This is a genomic window from Streptomyces sp. NPDC000075 (assembly GCF_040301925.1).
GTDB classification, from domain to species: domain Bacteria; phylum Actinomycetota; class Actinomycetes; order Streptomycetales; family Streptomycetaceae; genus Streptomyces; species Streptomyces polychromogenes.
On record NZ_JBEPFL010000045.1, the window covers coordinates 20,420 to 34,827 of the forward strand.

General features: G+C 69.6%; 17 protein-coding genes and 2 pseudogenes. 9 read left to right on the forward strand and 10 right to left on the reverse strand.

Annotated features, from left to right (window positions below; all coding sequences use genetic code 11):
• Positions 1–14: 14 nt before the first annotated feature.
• Positions 15–1,085, reverse strand: a complete 1,071-nt coding sequence (locus tag ABT403_RS34740) for a tyrosine-type recombinase/integrase (RefSeq protein WP_344170205.1) — start codon at positions 1,083–1,085, stop codon at positions 15–17.
• A 291-nt stretch (positions 1,086–1,376) separates the two neighbouring features.
• Here ABT403_RS34740 and ABT403_RS34745 point away from each other — a divergent pair, with 291 nt between their 5' ends.
• The 3 genes from ABT403_RS34745 to ABT403_RS34755 all read left to right on the forward strand — a co-directional run bounded on the left by ABT403_RS34745 (position 1,377) and on the right by ABT403_RS34755 (position 3,592).
• Positions 1,377–2,444: a hypothetical protein gene (locus ABT403_RS34745; RefSeq protein ID WP_344170203.1), complete on the forward strand. Its 1,068-nt coding sequence runs from the start codon at positions 1,377–1,379 to the stop codon at positions 2,442–2,444.
• A gap of 34 nt (positions 2,445–2,478) precedes the next feature.
• Positions 2,479–3,204 carry a TetR/AcrR family transcriptional regulator gene (locus ABT403_RS34750; protein WP_344170201.1) on the forward strand — a complete coding sequence of 242 codons (726 nt, stop codon included), beginning with the start codon at positions 2,479–2,481 and terminating at the stop codon, positions 3,202–3,204.
• A 109-nt stretch (positions 3,205–3,313) separates the two neighbouring features.
• On the forward strand, positions 3,314–3,592 hold the full coding sequence (locus ABT403_RS34755) for a hypothetical protein (RefSeq protein ID WP_344170199.1): 279 nt from the start codon (positions 3,314–3,316) through the stop codon (positions 3,590–3,592).
• On the opposite strand, the gene ABT403_RS34760 is transcribed toward ABT403_RS34755, so the two are convergent.
• Positions 3,570–4,292: a MucR family transcriptional regulator gene (locus ABT403_RS34760; protein ID WP_351650626.1), complete on the reverse strand. Its 723-nt coding sequence runs from the start codon at positions 4,290–4,292 to the stop codon at positions 3,570–3,572. The two genes, ABT403_RS34755 and ABT403_RS34760, sit on opposite strands and share 23 nt — an antisense overlap.
• Before the next feature lie 400 nt (positions 4,293–4,692).
• Between ABT403_RS34760 and ABT403_RS34765 the strand changes: the two genes are divergently transcribed.
• On the forward strand, positions 4,693–5,244 hold the full coding sequence (locus tag ABT403_RS34765) for a MarR family winged helix-turn-helix transcriptional regulator (protein WP_344170197.1): 552 nt from the start codon (positions 4,693–4,695) through the stop codon (positions 5,242–5,244).
• Between the two features lie 22 nt (positions 5,245–5,266).
• On the forward strand, positions 5,267–5,689 hold the full coding sequence (locus ABT403_RS34770; protein WP_344170190.1) for a nuclear transport factor 2 family protein: 423 nt from the start codon (positions 5,267–5,269) through the stop codon (positions 5,687–5,689).
• 99 nt (positions 5,690–5,788) lie between these two features.
• Here ABT403_RS34770 and ABT403_RS34775 read toward each other — a convergent pair.
• Both ABT403_RS34775 and ABT403_RS34780 read right to left on the reverse strand, forming a co-directional pair.
• Positions 5,789–6,187 (reverse strand): annotated as a pseudogene (locus ABT403_RS34775) (transposase); the annotation flags it as partial.
• Positions 6,188–6,361: 174 nt separating this feature from the next.
• On the reverse strand, positions 6,362–6,502 hold the full coding sequence (locus tag ABT403_RS34780) for a hypothetical protein (RefSeq protein ID WP_344170188.1): 141 nt from the start codon (positions 6,500–6,502) through the stop codon (positions 6,362–6,364).
• Positions 6,503–7,279: 777 nt separating this feature from the next.
• Between ABT403_RS34780 and ABT403_RS34785 the strand changes: the two genes are divergently transcribed.
• The gene (locus ABT403_RS34785) at positions 7,280–7,417 is read left to right on the forward strand and encodes a hypothetical protein (protein WP_344170186.1); all 138 of its coding nucleotides are present in this window, start codon (positions 7,280–7,282) and stop codon (positions 7,415–7,417) included.
• A gap of 905 nt (positions 7,418–8,322) precedes the next feature.
• Positions 8,323–8,523, forward strand: coding sequence for a hypothetical protein (locus ABT403_RS34790; protein WP_344170184.1), 201 nt, complete (start codon positions 8,323–8,325; stop codon positions 8,521–8,523).
• Between the two features lie 412 nt (positions 8,524–8,935).
• Here the strand turns inward: ABT403_RS34790 and ABT403_RS34795 are convergent, their stop codons facing one another.
• A complete protein-coding gene (locus ABT403_RS34795) occupies positions 8,936–9,127 on the reverse strand; it encodes a hypothetical protein (RefSeq protein WP_344170181.1) in 192 nt (63 codons plus the stop codon).
• A gap of 330 nt (positions 9,128–9,457) precedes the next feature.
• Here ABT403_RS34795 and ABT403_RS34800 point away from each other — a divergent pair, with 330 nt between their 5' ends.
• Positions 9,458–10,027 carry a hypothetical protein gene (locus ABT403_RS34800; RefSeq protein ID WP_344170178.1) on the forward strand — a complete coding sequence of 190 codons (570 nt, stop codon included), beginning with the start codon at positions 9,458–9,460 and terminating at the stop codon, positions 10,025–10,027.
• A gap of 3 nt (positions 10,028–10,030) precedes the next feature.
• Here ABT403_RS34800 and ABT403_RS34805 read toward each other — a convergent pair whose 3' ends face one another.
• The gene (locus tag ABT403_RS34805) at positions 10,031–11,866 is read right to left on the reverse strand and encodes a hypothetical protein (protein WP_344170175.1); all 1,836 of its coding nucleotides are present in this window, start codon (positions 11,864–11,866) and stop codon (positions 10,031–10,033) included.
• A gap of 217 nt (positions 11,867–12,083) precedes the next feature.
• Positions 12,084–12,349 (reverse strand): annotated as a pseudogene (locus ABT403_RS34810) (transposase); the annotation flags it as partial.
• Positions 12,350–12,559: 210 nt separating this feature from the next.
• Here ABT403_RS34810 and ABT403_RS34815 point away from each other — a divergent pair.
• Complete coding sequence (locus tag ABT403_RS34815; RefSeq protein ID WP_344170172.1) at positions 12,560–12,850, forward strand: protein-tyrosine phosphatase family protein; 291 nt, start codon at positions 12,560–12,562, stop codon at positions 12,848–12,850.
• Here ABT403_RS34815 and ABT403_RS34820 read toward each other — a convergent pair.
• From ABT403_RS34820 to ABT403_RS34830, 3 genes are read right to left on the reverse strand one after another with little or no spacing between them, the layout of a single operon-like run.
• Complete coding sequence (locus ABT403_RS34820) at positions 12,833–13,462, reverse strand: hypothetical protein (protein WP_344170169.1); 630 nt, start codon at positions 13,460–13,462, stop codon at positions 12,833–12,835. The genes ABT403_RS34815 and ABT403_RS34820 overlap by 18 nt on opposite strands.
• Positions 13,428–13,901, reverse strand: a complete 474-nt coding sequence (locus ABT403_RS34825) for a hypothetical protein (RefSeq protein WP_344170166.1) — start codon at positions 13,899–13,901, stop codon at positions 13,428–13,430. The genes ABT403_RS34820 and ABT403_RS34825 overlap by 35 nt, the downstream gene beginning before the upstream one ends.
• On the reverse strand, positions 13,793–14,236 hold the full coding sequence (locus ABT403_RS34830) for a transposase domain-containing protein (protein WP_351650645.1): 444 nt from the start codon (positions 14,234–14,236) through the stop codon (positions 13,793–13,795). Before ABT403_RS34830 ends, ABT403_RS34825 begins: the two co-directional genes overlap by 109 nt.
• Positions 14,237–14,408: the final 172 nt, after the last annotated feature.

Sequence of the window (14,408 nt, forward strand, 5' to 3'; positions counted from 1 at the left end):
TGATCTCGGAGGCGTCAGCGCTTCCGCCGGGCGGCGGGGTCGCGTTCAGCAACGTGCTGAGCGACCGCGTCGACACCGGGTCGGGCGTACCGTTCCAGGGACCGTACGGAGGCATGGCGGGAGCGGGCCAACAGCAGCGGAGTTGAGGTGCCGTCTTCCGCGTCGTGTGTGAGCGCGCTGTGGCGGAGTCTGTGGAGCGTCCAGCCTTCCAGCTTGTCGCCGCAGTCCTCGGGCCGGGCGAGGGGGTTGGCCAGCAGTCGGGTGCTCTCCTCGAAGATCTCCTCTGCCCGGCGGTAGGACAGCCTCGCCCGCCCGGTTGTCGGGCAGATGTCCAGGGTCGGGGTGCGGGCGGGGGCTTTGCGGTCAGTGAGGAAGAGCGGGCCGCGGGTGCGGCCGGCAATGTGGCGGGGCAGGAGCTGGGCGGTGCCGGACTGCCAGTGGATCCACTCGACCGCGCCACCCTTGGAGACGACTCGGCCGCGCTTGTCGGCGGGGAACAGCTCCTCGACATTCAGGCACAGGATCTCGTCGGCTCTGGCCGCGCTCTCGTAGAGGAGCTTCCAGAACGTCTTCTCCCGGACGGACGCGTCGAGTTGCCATAGGGCGGTAATCTGCGGCTTGGAGAGTGCCTTCGTACGGTCCGGGGGCGCCGGTCGGCGCTCGATCCCGATTGTGGGATCGGCCTCGATCCATCCTTGTGCCTGCCACCAGCTGATGGCCTTACGCGCGATGGTCAGCTCCCGGTTGACGGTGTCGGCGTCCATCTCGTCTGCTCGCGCTGCCGCGAGCTCGGCGAGCACCAGCGGAAGCGCCGGGTCGTCGACGGTGGTCAGATCGAAGGACGCGGGCTTCGCGTTGCGGCGGGCCGGGCCGGTCGGCGCCGGCTCACCGCACAGCATCCACCCCCATGTGATGAGCGAGATCCGGTAGATGCGCGCGGAGGACTTCGCGATTCCTGCGCTGGTGAGGTATCGCTCGATCGCCGCTTCGTATGACGGTGGCGGGGCGGACAGCGGCACGACCCGGGCGCGCGGCACCCGTAACGCGCCCCCGGCCTCTGGCGCCACCGCCTGTTCGATTCCCATTCGTGCGCCCCTCTCAACTCTGCCGCGGTAAATGAGTACACCTCGCCCCGCGTGGCGGCGAGCGCGCCCGGTCGAACATCCGAGTCCACCGGCACGGCGCCGGAAGGAGGTTAGCGGCACTACCGCAGTAAATCTGGTATTTACTGCGGTAGACACTGAATGCTCACATCAGGACCGGACCTCTTACTGCGCACGACTAGAGAAGGATCTTAAAGATGGGCTACTTTCTAAATCCCCTTTAGTGCAGGGCTGGTTGCGCCATGCAATACGAATACGGGAGGAAGAGCTGTGGTGGACCTCGGCATTCTGGCGGGGGCGGCAGTCGGCATCGTGGGAGACTTTCTGGCCGGCGTCGTCCAGAACATGGCGGCTGGCGCGGTGACCGACCTGGTAAGGCAGCGCTTGCGGTCGACTGATGACGGTACGAGAGCTCTGGCGCGGCTCGAAGAGGCACCGCAGGAGTCCGGGCGGCGCATGGAGGCCGCGAGCACTCTCGCCAGCGCCGCTCGGAGCGACCCCTCGTTCGCGCAGGCCCTGAATGACGCGGTGAACGACTACCACCAGTACACCAACCAGGGCACGTCCACCTCCGGCTCGCCGCACCACCAAGTCAACATCAGCGGTGGCGGCATCAGTGGGAAGGGCCACCAGGTCGCTGGCGGCAACATCGACAACAGCAAGAAGCGCAACATCCGCATCGGCTTTGGAGTACTTGCGCTCCTCGCCCTCGTCCTCGGTGGCTACGGAGTAACGCAGTGGGTCGGCGGCGGCAGCGGGGGAGCCGGCCAGTCACCTATCTCCGGCGACGGACTGCTCGGCTCCGGTATTGGCAATTCTGCAACCGTGAAGTCCAAGACCCTCACGTATGACCTGCGGCAAGGCGACCCGGACCCCGAGTCTCGCATGTACCGCTCAAGTGGATCGCTCGTCGCCACGCCAGGAGCCGCCGTGGCGAGTCACAGCGCCTGCCAGTTGAACGCCCCCTCGGGCACCTCAATCGTCCCGGTGAAGGTCCAGCTCACGAACGCCAACTCCCCGCAGTGGGATTGGTCACAGAACAGCAAAGACGAGGCCGAGACGGTGACTGTGACCGCGAAGGCACCCGACGGCATTGCCACCCACCTCCACATCCCGGAGGACGGATCCGAGGAGGATGGACTCAGGGACGGTGCTTGTGTCGCGGCCTTCTCGCTGTCCTCTCGATCCGTCCTTGGCGGGTCCCGAACGGTCGACCTCCTGCTGGTAGGCGTGCCCCAGGGGAAGAACATCGAGATCACCCTCGACGTGGCGGGTCCGGACTGCTGCTTTACTCAGGTCGAGGATAAGCATGCGACCCTCAAATTCACTGTCCGCGGCTGAAATGCAAGGATGGGGCGTAAGGAGGGTCAAGTAGATGGCGACATTGGGGCGTCGTGAACGGCTACGGGCTCAGATGTCCGCGGAAGTGCGGTCGGCTGCCCGTCGCATCATCACACGCCAGGGCGTCGATGCGCTGACGCTTGCCGACATCGCTCGGCTCGTTGGTGTGACCCCTGCCGCCCTCTACCACCACTTCGAGGGCGGACTCCCGGAAATCGTATACCGAGTCGCCGAGGATATCGTGGACGACCTGGTCCAAGGCCTTCAGTCCGCGGTTGACTCACATCCTGAAGACAACTTCGCGATGCGGCTGATCGAACCGGTACGTGTCCTCCGCAGTTGGGCAATAACGCACCAGCCCGAATTCAACCTGCTGTTCGGCACACCATCGGCAGCCGCCGGCGACGCCCACGGAGAACTGACCAGCGCCTGGGTACGGCGGCTTGCCGCCGTCTGGGGACCGATCTTCGTGCAGTTGTGGGCGGAGCGCCGGTTTCCGGTCCTCACTGAGGACGAGATGGATCCACGCCTGCGGCAGCAGATGCAGGACTACCGAACAGACACCGGTGTGGACCTTCCCCCCGGCGCCATGGTGGTGATGCTGAGCTGCTGGCGGTCACTCTACGGCCAAATCGCGCTGGAGGTCTTCGGGCACTTCGCTCCCCTGTTCTCCGACCAGGAGCCCATGTTCGAGCTGCTGATGCAGGAACTGATGCGTGGCATGGGCCTCGAAGCCCAGTACCAACCGCCGACCCGTTAAGTCCGCGCCTGGACCGACACCGCCGCCGGAGCGAGAAATGTTGAGCCCCCGATGCAGTTCGCGACTCGGGATGAGCGAGTTGCCACACCAGTCACAAGGAGGCTGATTGATGTCTACATGGTTGATCATCTCAGAGGAGACGGGCACGGCCGATGGGGCAGCATCGCATCGGCAGGTGAAGGTCATCCGGACCCTGAACGGAAACAAGACCCGCGAACAGGCGCTCGTCGAGCTACGTAACGTGGCCAAGAGGCATGTGCCCGACTCGCTGAAGACCACCTCCACCGTGGTGGGACGCGACAGCGACGGGTCCTTCTGGGTACTGCCGAAGAACGGTAAGGGCCATGCTTCCTGCAACGTCCGTCTCATCGAGCAGATACGTCCCTGAGCTGTTTCGATCCTGTACCTGAAGCTGTGCGTCGGTCTGGCGTGCGGCGGCGCCGGCCCGCTCGATGCTGCCGTCGTCCTCCAGTTGGCGCTTCCAGTCGCCGACGGTGGTGCGCGGCAGGCCCAGCTCGGCGGCCCTGGCCGCCGCGGCGGCGCGCTTCGATCACCCCCGGGCGGTGGGCGGTCTCCTGGCTGCTGCGCACGGCGTCGGGGCCAGGTCCGCCGGCCCTTCCCTGGGCCATCGCGGCGCGGATGTCCTTACGGGCGGCGTAGCGGGCGCGGCCCTGCTCCCGGGCCTGCTCAGACAGGTCGCGGGCCCTCAGGCCCAGTCGGCGGGGCAGTTGGTGTGCCTCTCGGTACTCGGCGGCGGACATCCGGTGGGCGGCGCCCAGGTGCGGGGGGAGTAGCCGGTACCAGCCTCCGCATTCCAGGCACTCCAGCCGGCCGTCTTCCTGCGGTTGGACGCCGCTCACCCGTCCACACCCTCCGCGGCTTTGAGGAGGGCGGCCGCCCGCTCGCTGGCGCGCGTGACCTGGGCGCGCTGTGCGGGGGTGAGGCGGTCGGAGCGCAGGTGGCGAACGGCGGGCGATCAGGCGTCTGGTCATCGCGGCGACGTCGCGGGCGGTGATCGCGGCGGCCACCTCGCGGGTGGCCAGCGCCGTCGCGTCGGTTTCCAGGAGCGTCGTCAGCGCGGTGCGCATCAGGGTGCGGTCGTTGCCGCGGCGCTCGGCGACCGCCTTGGAGACGGCCGTGGGGGAGATGCCGAAGTGCTGGGCGACGCGGTTGCCGTCCCACTACCCAAGCAGCCAAATGAGATGGCCTCCAAGTACCTGTCCCTGAGCCGTGCATGACAGGAGTGGCTGCGCAGGCGAGACCGGAGTGCTGCTGTGCGCCGATTGGAAGAGCGGCTGGTGAGCCCGGGGCCGAGGAAGTGTTGGCCGGCACCAAGGGGCTGCGGAGAGCCGACGCGGCGCCATCGCCTGCTTCGTCCCCACGAGGGTGGGTGTGATCTTCAGGCACCGCACGGCGCCAAGCGCTGGTGATGCCGCCACGAGCGAAGTAGAGTGGTGCTTCATTATGAAGCATGTACATAATTCCGCCTTGGTCCGTGACTCTGATGGCTTCCTCTACGACCCTGGCGTCCGGGACTCCATGCAGGCGTTCACTGCGGGGGGTGACACTCTGGCGCTGGAGGCGGCCGCAGCCGTCCGGTCGGCCTCACAGGCGGTCGATCGGCTGCGTTCGCACGGCGCGGGGGGACGGGGCCTCAGCGCGGGGGCGCTCGACGTCCTCGCGCGGTTGAGTACGGCCACAGGCCAGGGCCTGAGCATCGGCGAACTTGCCCGCGCCGCAGGGGTGAGTTCCCGCAACGTCACCGGCTTGGTCGACACCCTCGAACGGGACGGGCTGGCGCAGCGGATCCAAGACCAGCACGACCGCAGGTCGGTACGAGCCACGATCACACCAGCCGGCCTCGACTGGCTGGACAACTTCCGGCAGCCGACACAACGTGCCATGTCCGCCGTTTTCCAGAACTTCACCGAAGACGAACTCGCCCGGTTTCGCGACCTGTGCCTGCGCATGGTCGAGAACCAGCAACGCATCGAGCAGTACATGAACGCCGCCAAGCGCGACCAGCCGCCGACTGCCTGAACAGACAAGAACGGAACACCACATGACCATCGACTCAGCCGATTCAGCAGCCCGGCGTACCGTCAGGGCCTACCACGAGGCCCGATTCCGGGGAGACGTCACCACGGCCGCCGCCCAGATCGGCGAAGGCTTCAGCTTCCGAAGCCCGTTCATCACCTCCGACAGCCCGACCGGCCACCTCGACGGCCTGGACGGACTCCTGGGCATCGTCACCGGCGTAGAGCTGATCAGCGAGCTGTACAGCGAGACCGAGGCCACTCTGCTCTACGACGTCCACACCACGCCAGCCGTCGGCATCACCCAGCACACAGCCGAGCACTTCCACCTCCGCGACGGCCGGATCACCTCCATCACGCTCATCTTCGACTCCGCCCCCTGGCAGGCCATCATGTCTGCGCTGACGGCCCTACCCACAAGCGAAGTGGAAACCCTGTCGGGTGAATGAGGCAAGGGCGGGAACGGCGGGTGCTTGGTGGCGGTGATCGGTTCAGTCCCGGGTGAGTTCGCGCGGTGCGGGCTGACCGGCTCGGCGGGATTGCCGGGGGGTGATGCGTCTGGTCATGAGGGTGATCGCGGCCCAGGTGATCAGTGATCCGGAGTGCTGGATCAGCCGTTCGTAGTCGCGTGCGTGCCGACGCGCGTGCATGATCCAGGCGATCGAGCGTTCGACCACCCAGCGGCGGGGCAGGACCACGAAGCCGGGGATGTTCTTGGGACGGCTGACGGTCTTCAGGGTCAGGTTCAGGTAGTGCTTCGCCCAGTTCACGAGCTGTCCGGCGTAACCGGAGTCAGCCCAGGCGATCGTGATCTCGGGGTGCATCAGGCAGAGGCGGAAGAGGGCTTCCTTGGCGCCCACGCGGTCGGTGATGTCGGCCAGGTGACCATGACGAGCAGGGGCAGGCAGGCCCTCGGCGTCGACGACCAGGTGGCGTTTGCGGCCGTTGAACGGGGTGACATCCCGACGTACGCGCCCAGGTGCGACGCCTCAGTTGTCGACCGCTCGAAGTCGAACGGACATCACTGGAGGTGTTCGGGGGGCGACGGGCGGCCCGCCCTGGACGGCTCTCGAGCTGGCAGACGCCCACCGGGGGTGGGGACGCAGCACCGCGTCGCTTGGTCACGTGTCCCGGCGCGGCAGCGAAGAAGCGGGGCGTGGTCGGTGATTGGCCCGGTGGCTGCCTTCGCCGTCGGAGACGTTCGCAGCTGTCAGGATCACCGCGAGGGCGACGGGCATCAGGGTGAGGAACGAGAACAGCATGGCGTGCTTGTGCCCGTCGGTCTCCCCTCGATGCGCGGTTGCGGTGGGCTCTTGGCCGGATGGGCGGGCGGGCTGGGCCGACCGGTGGTGAAAGTCAGCTCATTCGGGGGGCGTGCCCCGCCGGCTTGCGGGGCAGCGGCGGCGGCGGGGGCATGTGTGAGACGTCCCCAAGGCCGGGGCCGGTCGTCGTGAGAGGCCGCCTCGGCGTCTCGGCCGTCCGCGGCCGCGACGCGCAAGCGGACGCACAGGTCGGTCCCTCTGTGCTCATGCGCCACGAATGGAAACGAATCCGGAAAGGACCTTGAAAGCAATATGCTCCGCGTTCCGAGGCCGTGAGCGGCCCCCACACAGCACCCCCGGTCTGGTCCTGGACGGTGAGCTGGTTGTCTGGGATGCCGAGGAGGGTGTTGGCCTCGAAGGACTCACCGCCGAACGCTCAGTGGGGCCGACAGTGGGGGGCGTCGGGACGCCGACTGACCCTACCGGGCAGGCGGCCGCTGGCGGTGCTGGGCGACGTGAGGATGGCGGAACGCCTCCTGGGAATGCCGGGCGCCGTTCCCACGCCGGTGGTCGGGCGTCGGGGCTAAGTCCACGAGCGTGCGGACGGACCGTCGGTGCACAGCAAGGCGTTGCACAAGCGTCGCCCCTGGCCCGCGCCGCCGCCGAGCACACCCCGCCGCACGGTCCGGCCACCGCCGCCTGGCGCGCGTCCGCGCACCCCGCCGACCGGGACGCGCTCGAGCTCACGAAACTCCTCGTCGCCCGCCCCGCAGGCCTATGGAACGCCCGGGACGTCCGCGCTCCGCCCGGGACCTGCTCCAGGCCGCTCAGGCCGAGACCCGCCACCCCCACGCCGACGCCATCACACAACTGCGCGAAGCACTCATCAACGCGGGCGAAGTCGACGCCGTCTGACGAGGGCCGGCCCCACGGCCAGTCAGCCGGAGACGGTATTCGCTTGGCCGTCGCCTGAGACCTGACTGGACAAGCTGATCGCCCGGTAGTGCTGTTCGGAGGGACTGCCGCACCGCAGTGGGGTCTCAAGGGGCTGGCCGCGTCCGTAGCTCGCCGGCCGCCCAGGTCACCTCGTCGGGTTGCAGGCCCCCTTTCGATAGGGTGACAGGTCGAGCAGAGCCCGTGCCTTCCCGAGGGTCGCGTATGGGTCCCTGCGTCCTTCGTCCTCCACATGCACGCCGAGCCTGGCCCTGCGAACATCGGTGCCGGGCCCAACGCCGCAGCCGTCGACGAGTCACGGGGGGCCTATGGCTGTGGCCACCCCTCGTTGCCCATGCACTGGCGGAACGTTCGTTCCCTCTGTGCTGCCGAATACCCGTTGCCGAGTTGGTCAAGGGTCGTGTCGCCGCTGCCCCGTGTGTCAGGCCAGGCCCTCGCTGCCTGATCGTTGCAGTATGCGCGGGCCTCGATTTGGCTCCGCGCCGCGGTCGGCCCGTTTCCGCCGCCGCGTTCGGAGGTCGTCCCGGACACCGCGTCGCGACCGTCTCTGCCGGCGGCCCCGGTCGGGCCTACCGGGCCCTGCGGCCCTTCGGGTCCGGCCGGCCCCTGGGAGCCTCCCGGGCCCTGCGGTCCGGGCACAGCAGTCCGGTGGCGGAGGTCGGATATCTGGTGTTGCTGGACGGCGATCGCCACGGTCTGCCCTGCCAGAACCGCGCCGACGAAGACGCCGAGCGCGATGGGCAGGCGTCGGCGCCCGGTTCTTGAGGGCTGTTCGTATGCGTGGGCCATCGCTCCCCCGGGGCTCGGTGTGACGCGCCAGTGTACGAGCGTCAGCCGAGGACGCCGAGAGCACTGTCCTGGCGGCAGTGAGTGCAGGCCTCTTCGCCGTCGGTGTGCACTGGGCCCTCGGCGTCGCCGGGGTGCCGCAGTCGAGACACGACCCCGCGCAGAAACTCGGACTTCAGGAGATCCACGCCAACCTGCTCGGCCGGCTCCGCAAGGCCAAGCGACAGGGTTGGCTCGGCGAAGTCGCCGCGATCGAGGCCGGCCTCGGCGGAGCGTGCTGAGGGCGGCGTCGTCTGGACGGTGGTGTGGCGTTCTCGGGGTGCTCGGTCGGCTGGCGCTGCTCAGTTCGTTCCCCCTGCGTGCACCCGTGCCGGTGTCGGGGGCCAGGCCTGCCAGACCATTAAAGGAGGAGTCGGTGAGTCAGGGAAGCCCGTGTCTGGGCGTTGGACGACATGACGGCCTTCCTTCGGGCGGACACGCTCTGGGTGCTCCCGTCCGGAAGCCCGCGCACTCAGAGGCGGCTGTACGACCGAGCGGTGAAGCGGGCCAAGAGCAGCAGCTGAGAGAACCCGTTCCGGCCCCGTTCGTAAGCGCCGGGCACACGAGCAAACTTGGCTGACAAGGGACAGAGTGGGTGTCCCCCGTGCTGAGACGGACGGGAGTCGCCCCTGCGGCGGGACAGGCGTTCGGGGGTCAGGGCATGCTGGTGAGCGGCCAGGGGTTCGGGGCGTTGCGTCGGACGGCCGCGCGTATGTGCACCATGGCCACGATGGCGCTCATCTCGGTCTTGCCCTCGGTGTACCGGACGTGGTCCTTGCAGAACCACAGGGCGTTCTCGGGATGCCCCTCGTGTTCGAGTGGTGCTGCTATCGCGCGGAAGTACACGAGCGTGAAGGACTCGTAGTCGTGGTCCCGGTGGGAAGCGTTGCAGATTGCGCAGTACGGGGGCCTCACAGTGGTTCAACTCCTCCACGCCGGAATGATCATGATCGCCAGCCTACGCGCCGGCACGGGCCCGGTCCCGTGCCCGCCCTCCTTGGCCAGCGGCGGACATGCCTGATGCCGCGCCTCGGCCGGGCCCGGCTGCTCGGCGTCTGCCGGCGGGTGTCCGGCTGCTGCGCGGTGCCGGCTGTCGGGCATGGCCCGCAGGACGGTGGGCCCGGGCGTGGATGGTGGTTCGGTCGGGTGCTCGCCGTCTGCAGTTCGAGTGTGGGTGTGGCCTGGTTCGGTCGCTGCCCGCTGTTCGTGGCCACGCCCGGGTCCGGCCCCGGCCGGCCCGTGCCGGCCGCCCTGCTCGGGACCGGGGTCTGCTGCCCGCTGTTGCCCGGGATCGGCGCGACTGCCGGCGCCTCGTCTGCCGTCGGCGGGGAGTTCGAGGCCGTCGCTCTGCCGTCCCCGCCGCTGTGGTGGCGGCCGCTCGAGCTGGTGGCCTGCCTGGCAGCGGCCCCTGCCCAGCCGCCCGCCCCACAGCTGGCGGTTCCCGCCCCGGCACGGCCTGTGCCGGCCCCGCAGCCAGCGCCCGCGAGTCCGGCCCCCCGGAAGGGCGGCGCGGTCGAGGGGCTCGCGGGCGGCTTCTTGTACGGCTGCGCGGTGGGTGGCATCGGTGCCGTCGTGCTCGGCATTGTCCTCAGGACGGCCGGCGCCGCCGACGGGGACGCGCTGGGCATCACGACAATGGCCTTCGCCTTGGCCTCCGTCGTGGCCTGCATGGCCATCGGGGCGGTCCAGGGCGGACGCAAGCCCGCCCCGCCGTGCCGGACGGGGCCGCCGACATCGCGCCGCTGACCGTCAGAGGGACGGGCCCTCCTTGTCCTCGACGCGCTGCCAGGCGGCGGCGAAGAGTTCCGGCAGGGTGCGCGGGGGCAGCGGCACCCCGGCGAGTTCGGTGCCTTCGCCCCGCAGCACGAGGCCGTGCAGGTCCGCCTTCCACCGCTCCACGGGCAGCAGCGGCTTGGCCGCCTGGACCCAGGGGCCGGGCAGGAAGACCCCGCGGCCGGCGCGGGGCCGCTTGTCCTCGACGACCAGACCGAGTTCGAGCAGGGCGGCGACGGCCTTCTTGTGGCGGGCCGGCGTCCAGCCGTTCCAGCGGCGTACGTTGCGGTCGGTGGGGGAGAGGAGGGCCAGCAGCTGCAGGTAGAGGACCGCGGGGTCCGGCGCCAGCCGGAGCCGGTCCCCCACCTGCGCCACCAGCTCCGGCACGCAGGCGCCCGGGTCGGACTCGTAGCGGCCCTCGGGCAGGGCGCCGTCCGCTATCCGGGCCATCATGCGCTTGCAGGCCGCGCCGTTCAGCCAGTCGCCCCTGATGACACCGGCATGGGCTCGCCCGAGCTCCCCGGAGAGCATCCGCGACGGGGAGTCCCTGGGCACCGACACCTCCCGCAGCACCCGGACCAGTTCGGGCGCGCCGTCGCGGACCGGGTCCCCGGCAGGGAGGTCGGCGTACGCCCACGGGAGGGCGGTGAAGATGGTGTCGAGCAGCCGGTCGGTGTCGTGGCGGGTCATCACGTCCCAGGCGGTGAACAACCGGGTGTCACGCGCGGGGCGGGGCCACACGAGGAGGTCGGCGCCGCCCGGAAGCGGCGCGGAGGCGGGCTGCAGGAAGAGGCTGCAGACATCGGCCGAGGGGTATCGGGCGGTCTCCAGTGCCATGGCGGCCTCCCTGGTCCGGCGGGGCGCCGGGATGCGGCCGCCGCGCTGTGCGAGCCAGGCCTGCGCGGTGCGCGAGGCGACGCGGCGCAGGCCGCCGGGCTCCCACAGGTCGGCCGGGTCTTCGGGCAGAACGTTGGAGAGGAGGGTGAGCCGGTCCTGGTCGTGCAGCGGGATGAGTTCGCATCGGGCGTCCTCGGCCTCGGCCGTCTTGAGGTCGAGGACGGCGCGTTCTTCGTTCTCCAGGAACGGCACGTAGTAGCCGCCCGAGCCGGGGTTGCCGGACAGGGTGAGGGCGGCGGCTCCCCGGCTCATGCCGGTGGCCCGGCTCAGGTCCTCGACCGCCGCGGGGTCCCACGGGATCGGGCCGCGCTCGCGCACCAGCGCCACCAGGCGGCGCAGCTGGCCCGCCGTCCCCCAGTGGCCGCGCGGGGTGTCGGCCTGCGACTGCACCTCGCCCTCGCCCAGCCGGGGCGGGGCGGTCTCGCCCGTCCAGGCCTGGAGGAACCTGCGGGTGCCGTCGATCGGCCAGTACGTGGCCACGGCCGCGCCGCCGTGCGCGTCGCGGACGCCCCAGGGTACGTCGGCCTCCGCGAGGACGCCGGTGCGGAAGCGGAACGCCGGGTCCGCGAAAGGGCTTTCCGCCCACATCTCCAGCAGGTTGAGCAGCACCTCCCGCCGGGGCGGGCGGGTCGAGGGGACGGCCGCACGCAGGGCCAGGAGGCCGGTCTGCCCGATGAACCCGGTCCACGAGCCCTCGCCCGCCGGCCGCGGGCCGTCCTCGCCGTCGGCCGGCTCCCAGGTGCCGGCGACGTAGCGGCCAGTGCGCTCGATGGCCCGCAGCGCGTCCCGGTACCACATACCGCTGCCGCCGATCAGCCCCTGCAGTGCGGCGGTGACGGCGAAGCCCTGGGTGCCCCAGCCGGGCGTGCCCCAGTCGGCGGCGATCCAGTCACCCGTGTCCTCGTTCTCGATCATGACGCCATCCTGGCGCACGGCACTGACAGCGCGCACGGCGCCGTGTTCCGCCATTCGTTGCGGCTCCAGCGGATTCGCCTGGACATGACCGCAGGCGATGTGCCGCCGTTCGGTGCGGGGCTCAGACGGCGGCCGGCTGATCACCGCGGCAGGCAACGGCCAGGGGTCCGGGATCGCGCTGAGGACGCCCAGCTGGTTGATGTCCGGTTCACTGCTGTGGCAACGCGGCGAGAGTCCGCCACAGCCGGCAACGTCGATGCGGCCGTGGTTCAAGGCCGCATACAGGGCGCCGTGGCCGCGGCGGTGCTCGGCCGGCAGCGTCAAGTCCACCGGCGTCCTTACCGGCCCGTCCGCGCACAGCATCGCGCCGGTCAGCTCGAACAGTTCGTCACGGTGCGCGGTCAGACACGCATGGAGGTCGCTCCGGAAGCGTGACGCTTCCGCGAACGCTTCCCGTTGGGCATCAAGTTGCGGCACGCTCATCCCCACGACCTTCGTCACGGCTCGGTGCAACCCTTGGTCGGAGCGCAGAATCGGGCGAAGGCCACTCGCGTGTCCCTGAGGATCCCCAGGTGGGCGACCAAGCTCGACGGGCATTCGAGCCGTGTGGTGGTCGGGAGCTGGCCGCATTGTCTCGGCAGAGAGGGACGCAAGTGAAGAGACGCCAGAGGGACCGCGGCGTGCCAGAGCCACATGCCCCCTCGAACGAGGTCGATCCACACGGTCCAGCAGCTCGCCCGCACCGCCGCCAGGGCCGTCCAGGACGGGCGCACGGTCCTGGTTCGCTGCAACGCCGGCTACAACCGCTCCGGCCTTGTCATCGCGCAGACGCTCATCAACCTCGGCCAGGAAGCGCCGACGGCCATCGACGTCGTCCGGCAGAAACGATCCCCCTCGGCCTTGAACAACAGGCTCTTCGAGGAGTACCTCAACACCGGCCTCGGCGTCGCCTACCTACTCGCCGATCTAGACATGCTCACCTGACCTGATCGAGGTTAAAGACAATGCCGTTGACTTAGGGGTCTGGTGGGGGTGCGACGGCTGCAATGATCTGAAGGTTTCTGCTGGTCGGCGGGTTGGCTGTGGTGGTCGTGGCCGGTCTGGGTTCCAGGACAGGAAGCGGGACATCTTGCGCTTCGCCTGACGAATCACGGCCCGGCGTCTGCGAGGCGGGTTGATCTCCTCCTCGAGTTCACGGGCCACCGTGGACAGGTGCTGAGGGGGGAAATCCCTGTTCAGCGAGGTGATGCTCCGGCGTGCTGCCCGCAGGGCCGCGGCAAAGGAGAGCCGATCCGGATCAAGTGGTTCGCTGCGGTTCACAGCTGCTCTGTGCATCAGGACTCTCAAACCAGCGTAGAGAGCCAAGTGTGCGTAGATCTCCTGGAACACCAGGCCAGGGCTCTTGCTCGGCATGACGGTGCGAGTGCCGATCTGCGTCGTCTTCAGTTCGGCGAGGGTGTTCTCCACCTCCCACCACTCGCCGTAAAGGGCTGCCAGTTCGGCAGCCGGCGCCGTCTTGGGGTCCATGAGGGTAGTGATGAGCCGGTAGCGTTCGGCCTCGTCACGACCGGGGATGTCCAGGCTGTACTCGACCACGCGAACCTGGATGTCCTGGGGCGGGCGGACGCTGCGGCCTCTGCCACCCTTCACCGTGGAGATCCACGAGCCGTTCGCGAGGACCTCCTGGAGGGGCAGTTTCGGGCAGTTTCCAGATGCCGGGAATCCGCCACAGCACGTCGGCGCCGGTCGCGGCCAGGCACTGCCACACATGGGCTCCTGGCAGGCCGCGGTCGGCCAGGACCAGCATGCCCGGCCGCAGCGAACCGGCGAGCCGCTCTGCCAGGATATGTTCCTTGAACCGGTAGGAGTCGACCGCCGCGTCGCAGACCACGTGAGTGCCGGACTCGACCAGAACCATGACCCGGGTCAGCGGATATCCGGTGGGACCCTTACCGCCCTTGGTCCGCAGCCGTCCCAGCCCGGCCTCGTTGGCCTTCGTATCGGCGGCCTGCAGTGTCGTCCCGTCGATCGCCATCGACCGCAAGCCCCGCCAAACGCCCCGGGCGTCCGCTCGTCGGCCACTGCTGCCCCGGCATGAAGCAGCAGCTCACGCAGTGGTTCCACCCCGAGGTTCCGAAGAGCGCGGAAGACCGCTGCCTTGTCCAGAAGCCGCCAGGCGCCCCACCCGTCCTCGCGCCGGACCGCCTCGGCCAGCATCCGCAGGACCTCTCGGTACGGCTCGCCGCAGAACAACGCCCGCGCGAGCACGAAATACACCATCAGCCTCGGCGGCAGGAGCCGTACCGGTACCTTGCGCGGGCCGGTCCCGCCGAGGGTCTGCCCGGCCTTCGGCGGGACCGGCGGGACCAGGCTCCCACTCGCGCAGCAGTCCGCGGTGCTCCAACTCGGACCGCACCCCCGGCGCGAGCGCGACGGGTCGTGTCGGCCGGTGCAGCCCGGCCTCCTGCAGCTCGTGCAGCCCGGTACGGATCCGGGCTTGGACCGCGCGCCGCTGTGACTGGGGGTGGGGCCGGGGCCCGCC

Coding starts and splice junctions, on each gene's coding strand:
- ABT403_RS34740 (WP_344170205.1), bottom strand. CDS start 1,085: ATGGGAATCGAACAGGCGGTGGCGCCAGAGGCCGGGGGCGCGTTACGG.
- ABT403_RS34770 (WP_344170190.1), top strand. CDS start 5,267: ATGACCATCGACTCAGCCGATTCAGCAGCCCGGCGTACCGTCAGGGCC.
- ABT403_RS34760 (WP_351650626.1), bottom strand. CDS start 4,292: ATGCGCACCGCGCTGACGACGCTCCTGGAAACCGACGCGACGGCGCTG.
- ABT403_RS34805 (WP_344170175.1), bottom strand. CDS start 11,866: ATGATCGAGAACGAGGACACGGGTGACTGGATCGCCGCCGACTGGGGC.
- ABT403_RS34785 (WP_344170186.1), top strand. CDS start 7,280: ATGGAACGCCCGGGACGTCCGCGCTCCGCCCGGGACCTGCTCCAGGCC.
- ABT403_RS34815 (WP_344170172.1), top strand. CDS start 12,560: ATGCCCCCTCGAACGAGGTCGATCCACACGGTCCAGCAGCTCGCCCGC.
- ABT403_RS34750 (WP_344170201.1), top strand. CDS start 2,479: ATGGCGACATTGGGGCGTCGTGAACGGCTACGGGCTCAGATGTCCGCG.
- ABT403_RS34755 (WP_344170199.1), top strand. CDS start 3,314: ATGTCTACATGGTTGATCATCTCAGAGGAGACGGGCACGGCCGATGGG.
- ABT403_RS34825 (WP_344170166.1), bottom strand. CDS start 13,901: ATGGCGATCGACGGGACGACACTGCAGGCCGCCGATACGAAGGCCAAC.
- ABT403_RS34780 (WP_344170188.1), bottom strand. CDS start 6,502: ATGCTGTTCTCGTTCCTCACCCTGATGCCCGTCGCCCTCGCGGTGATC.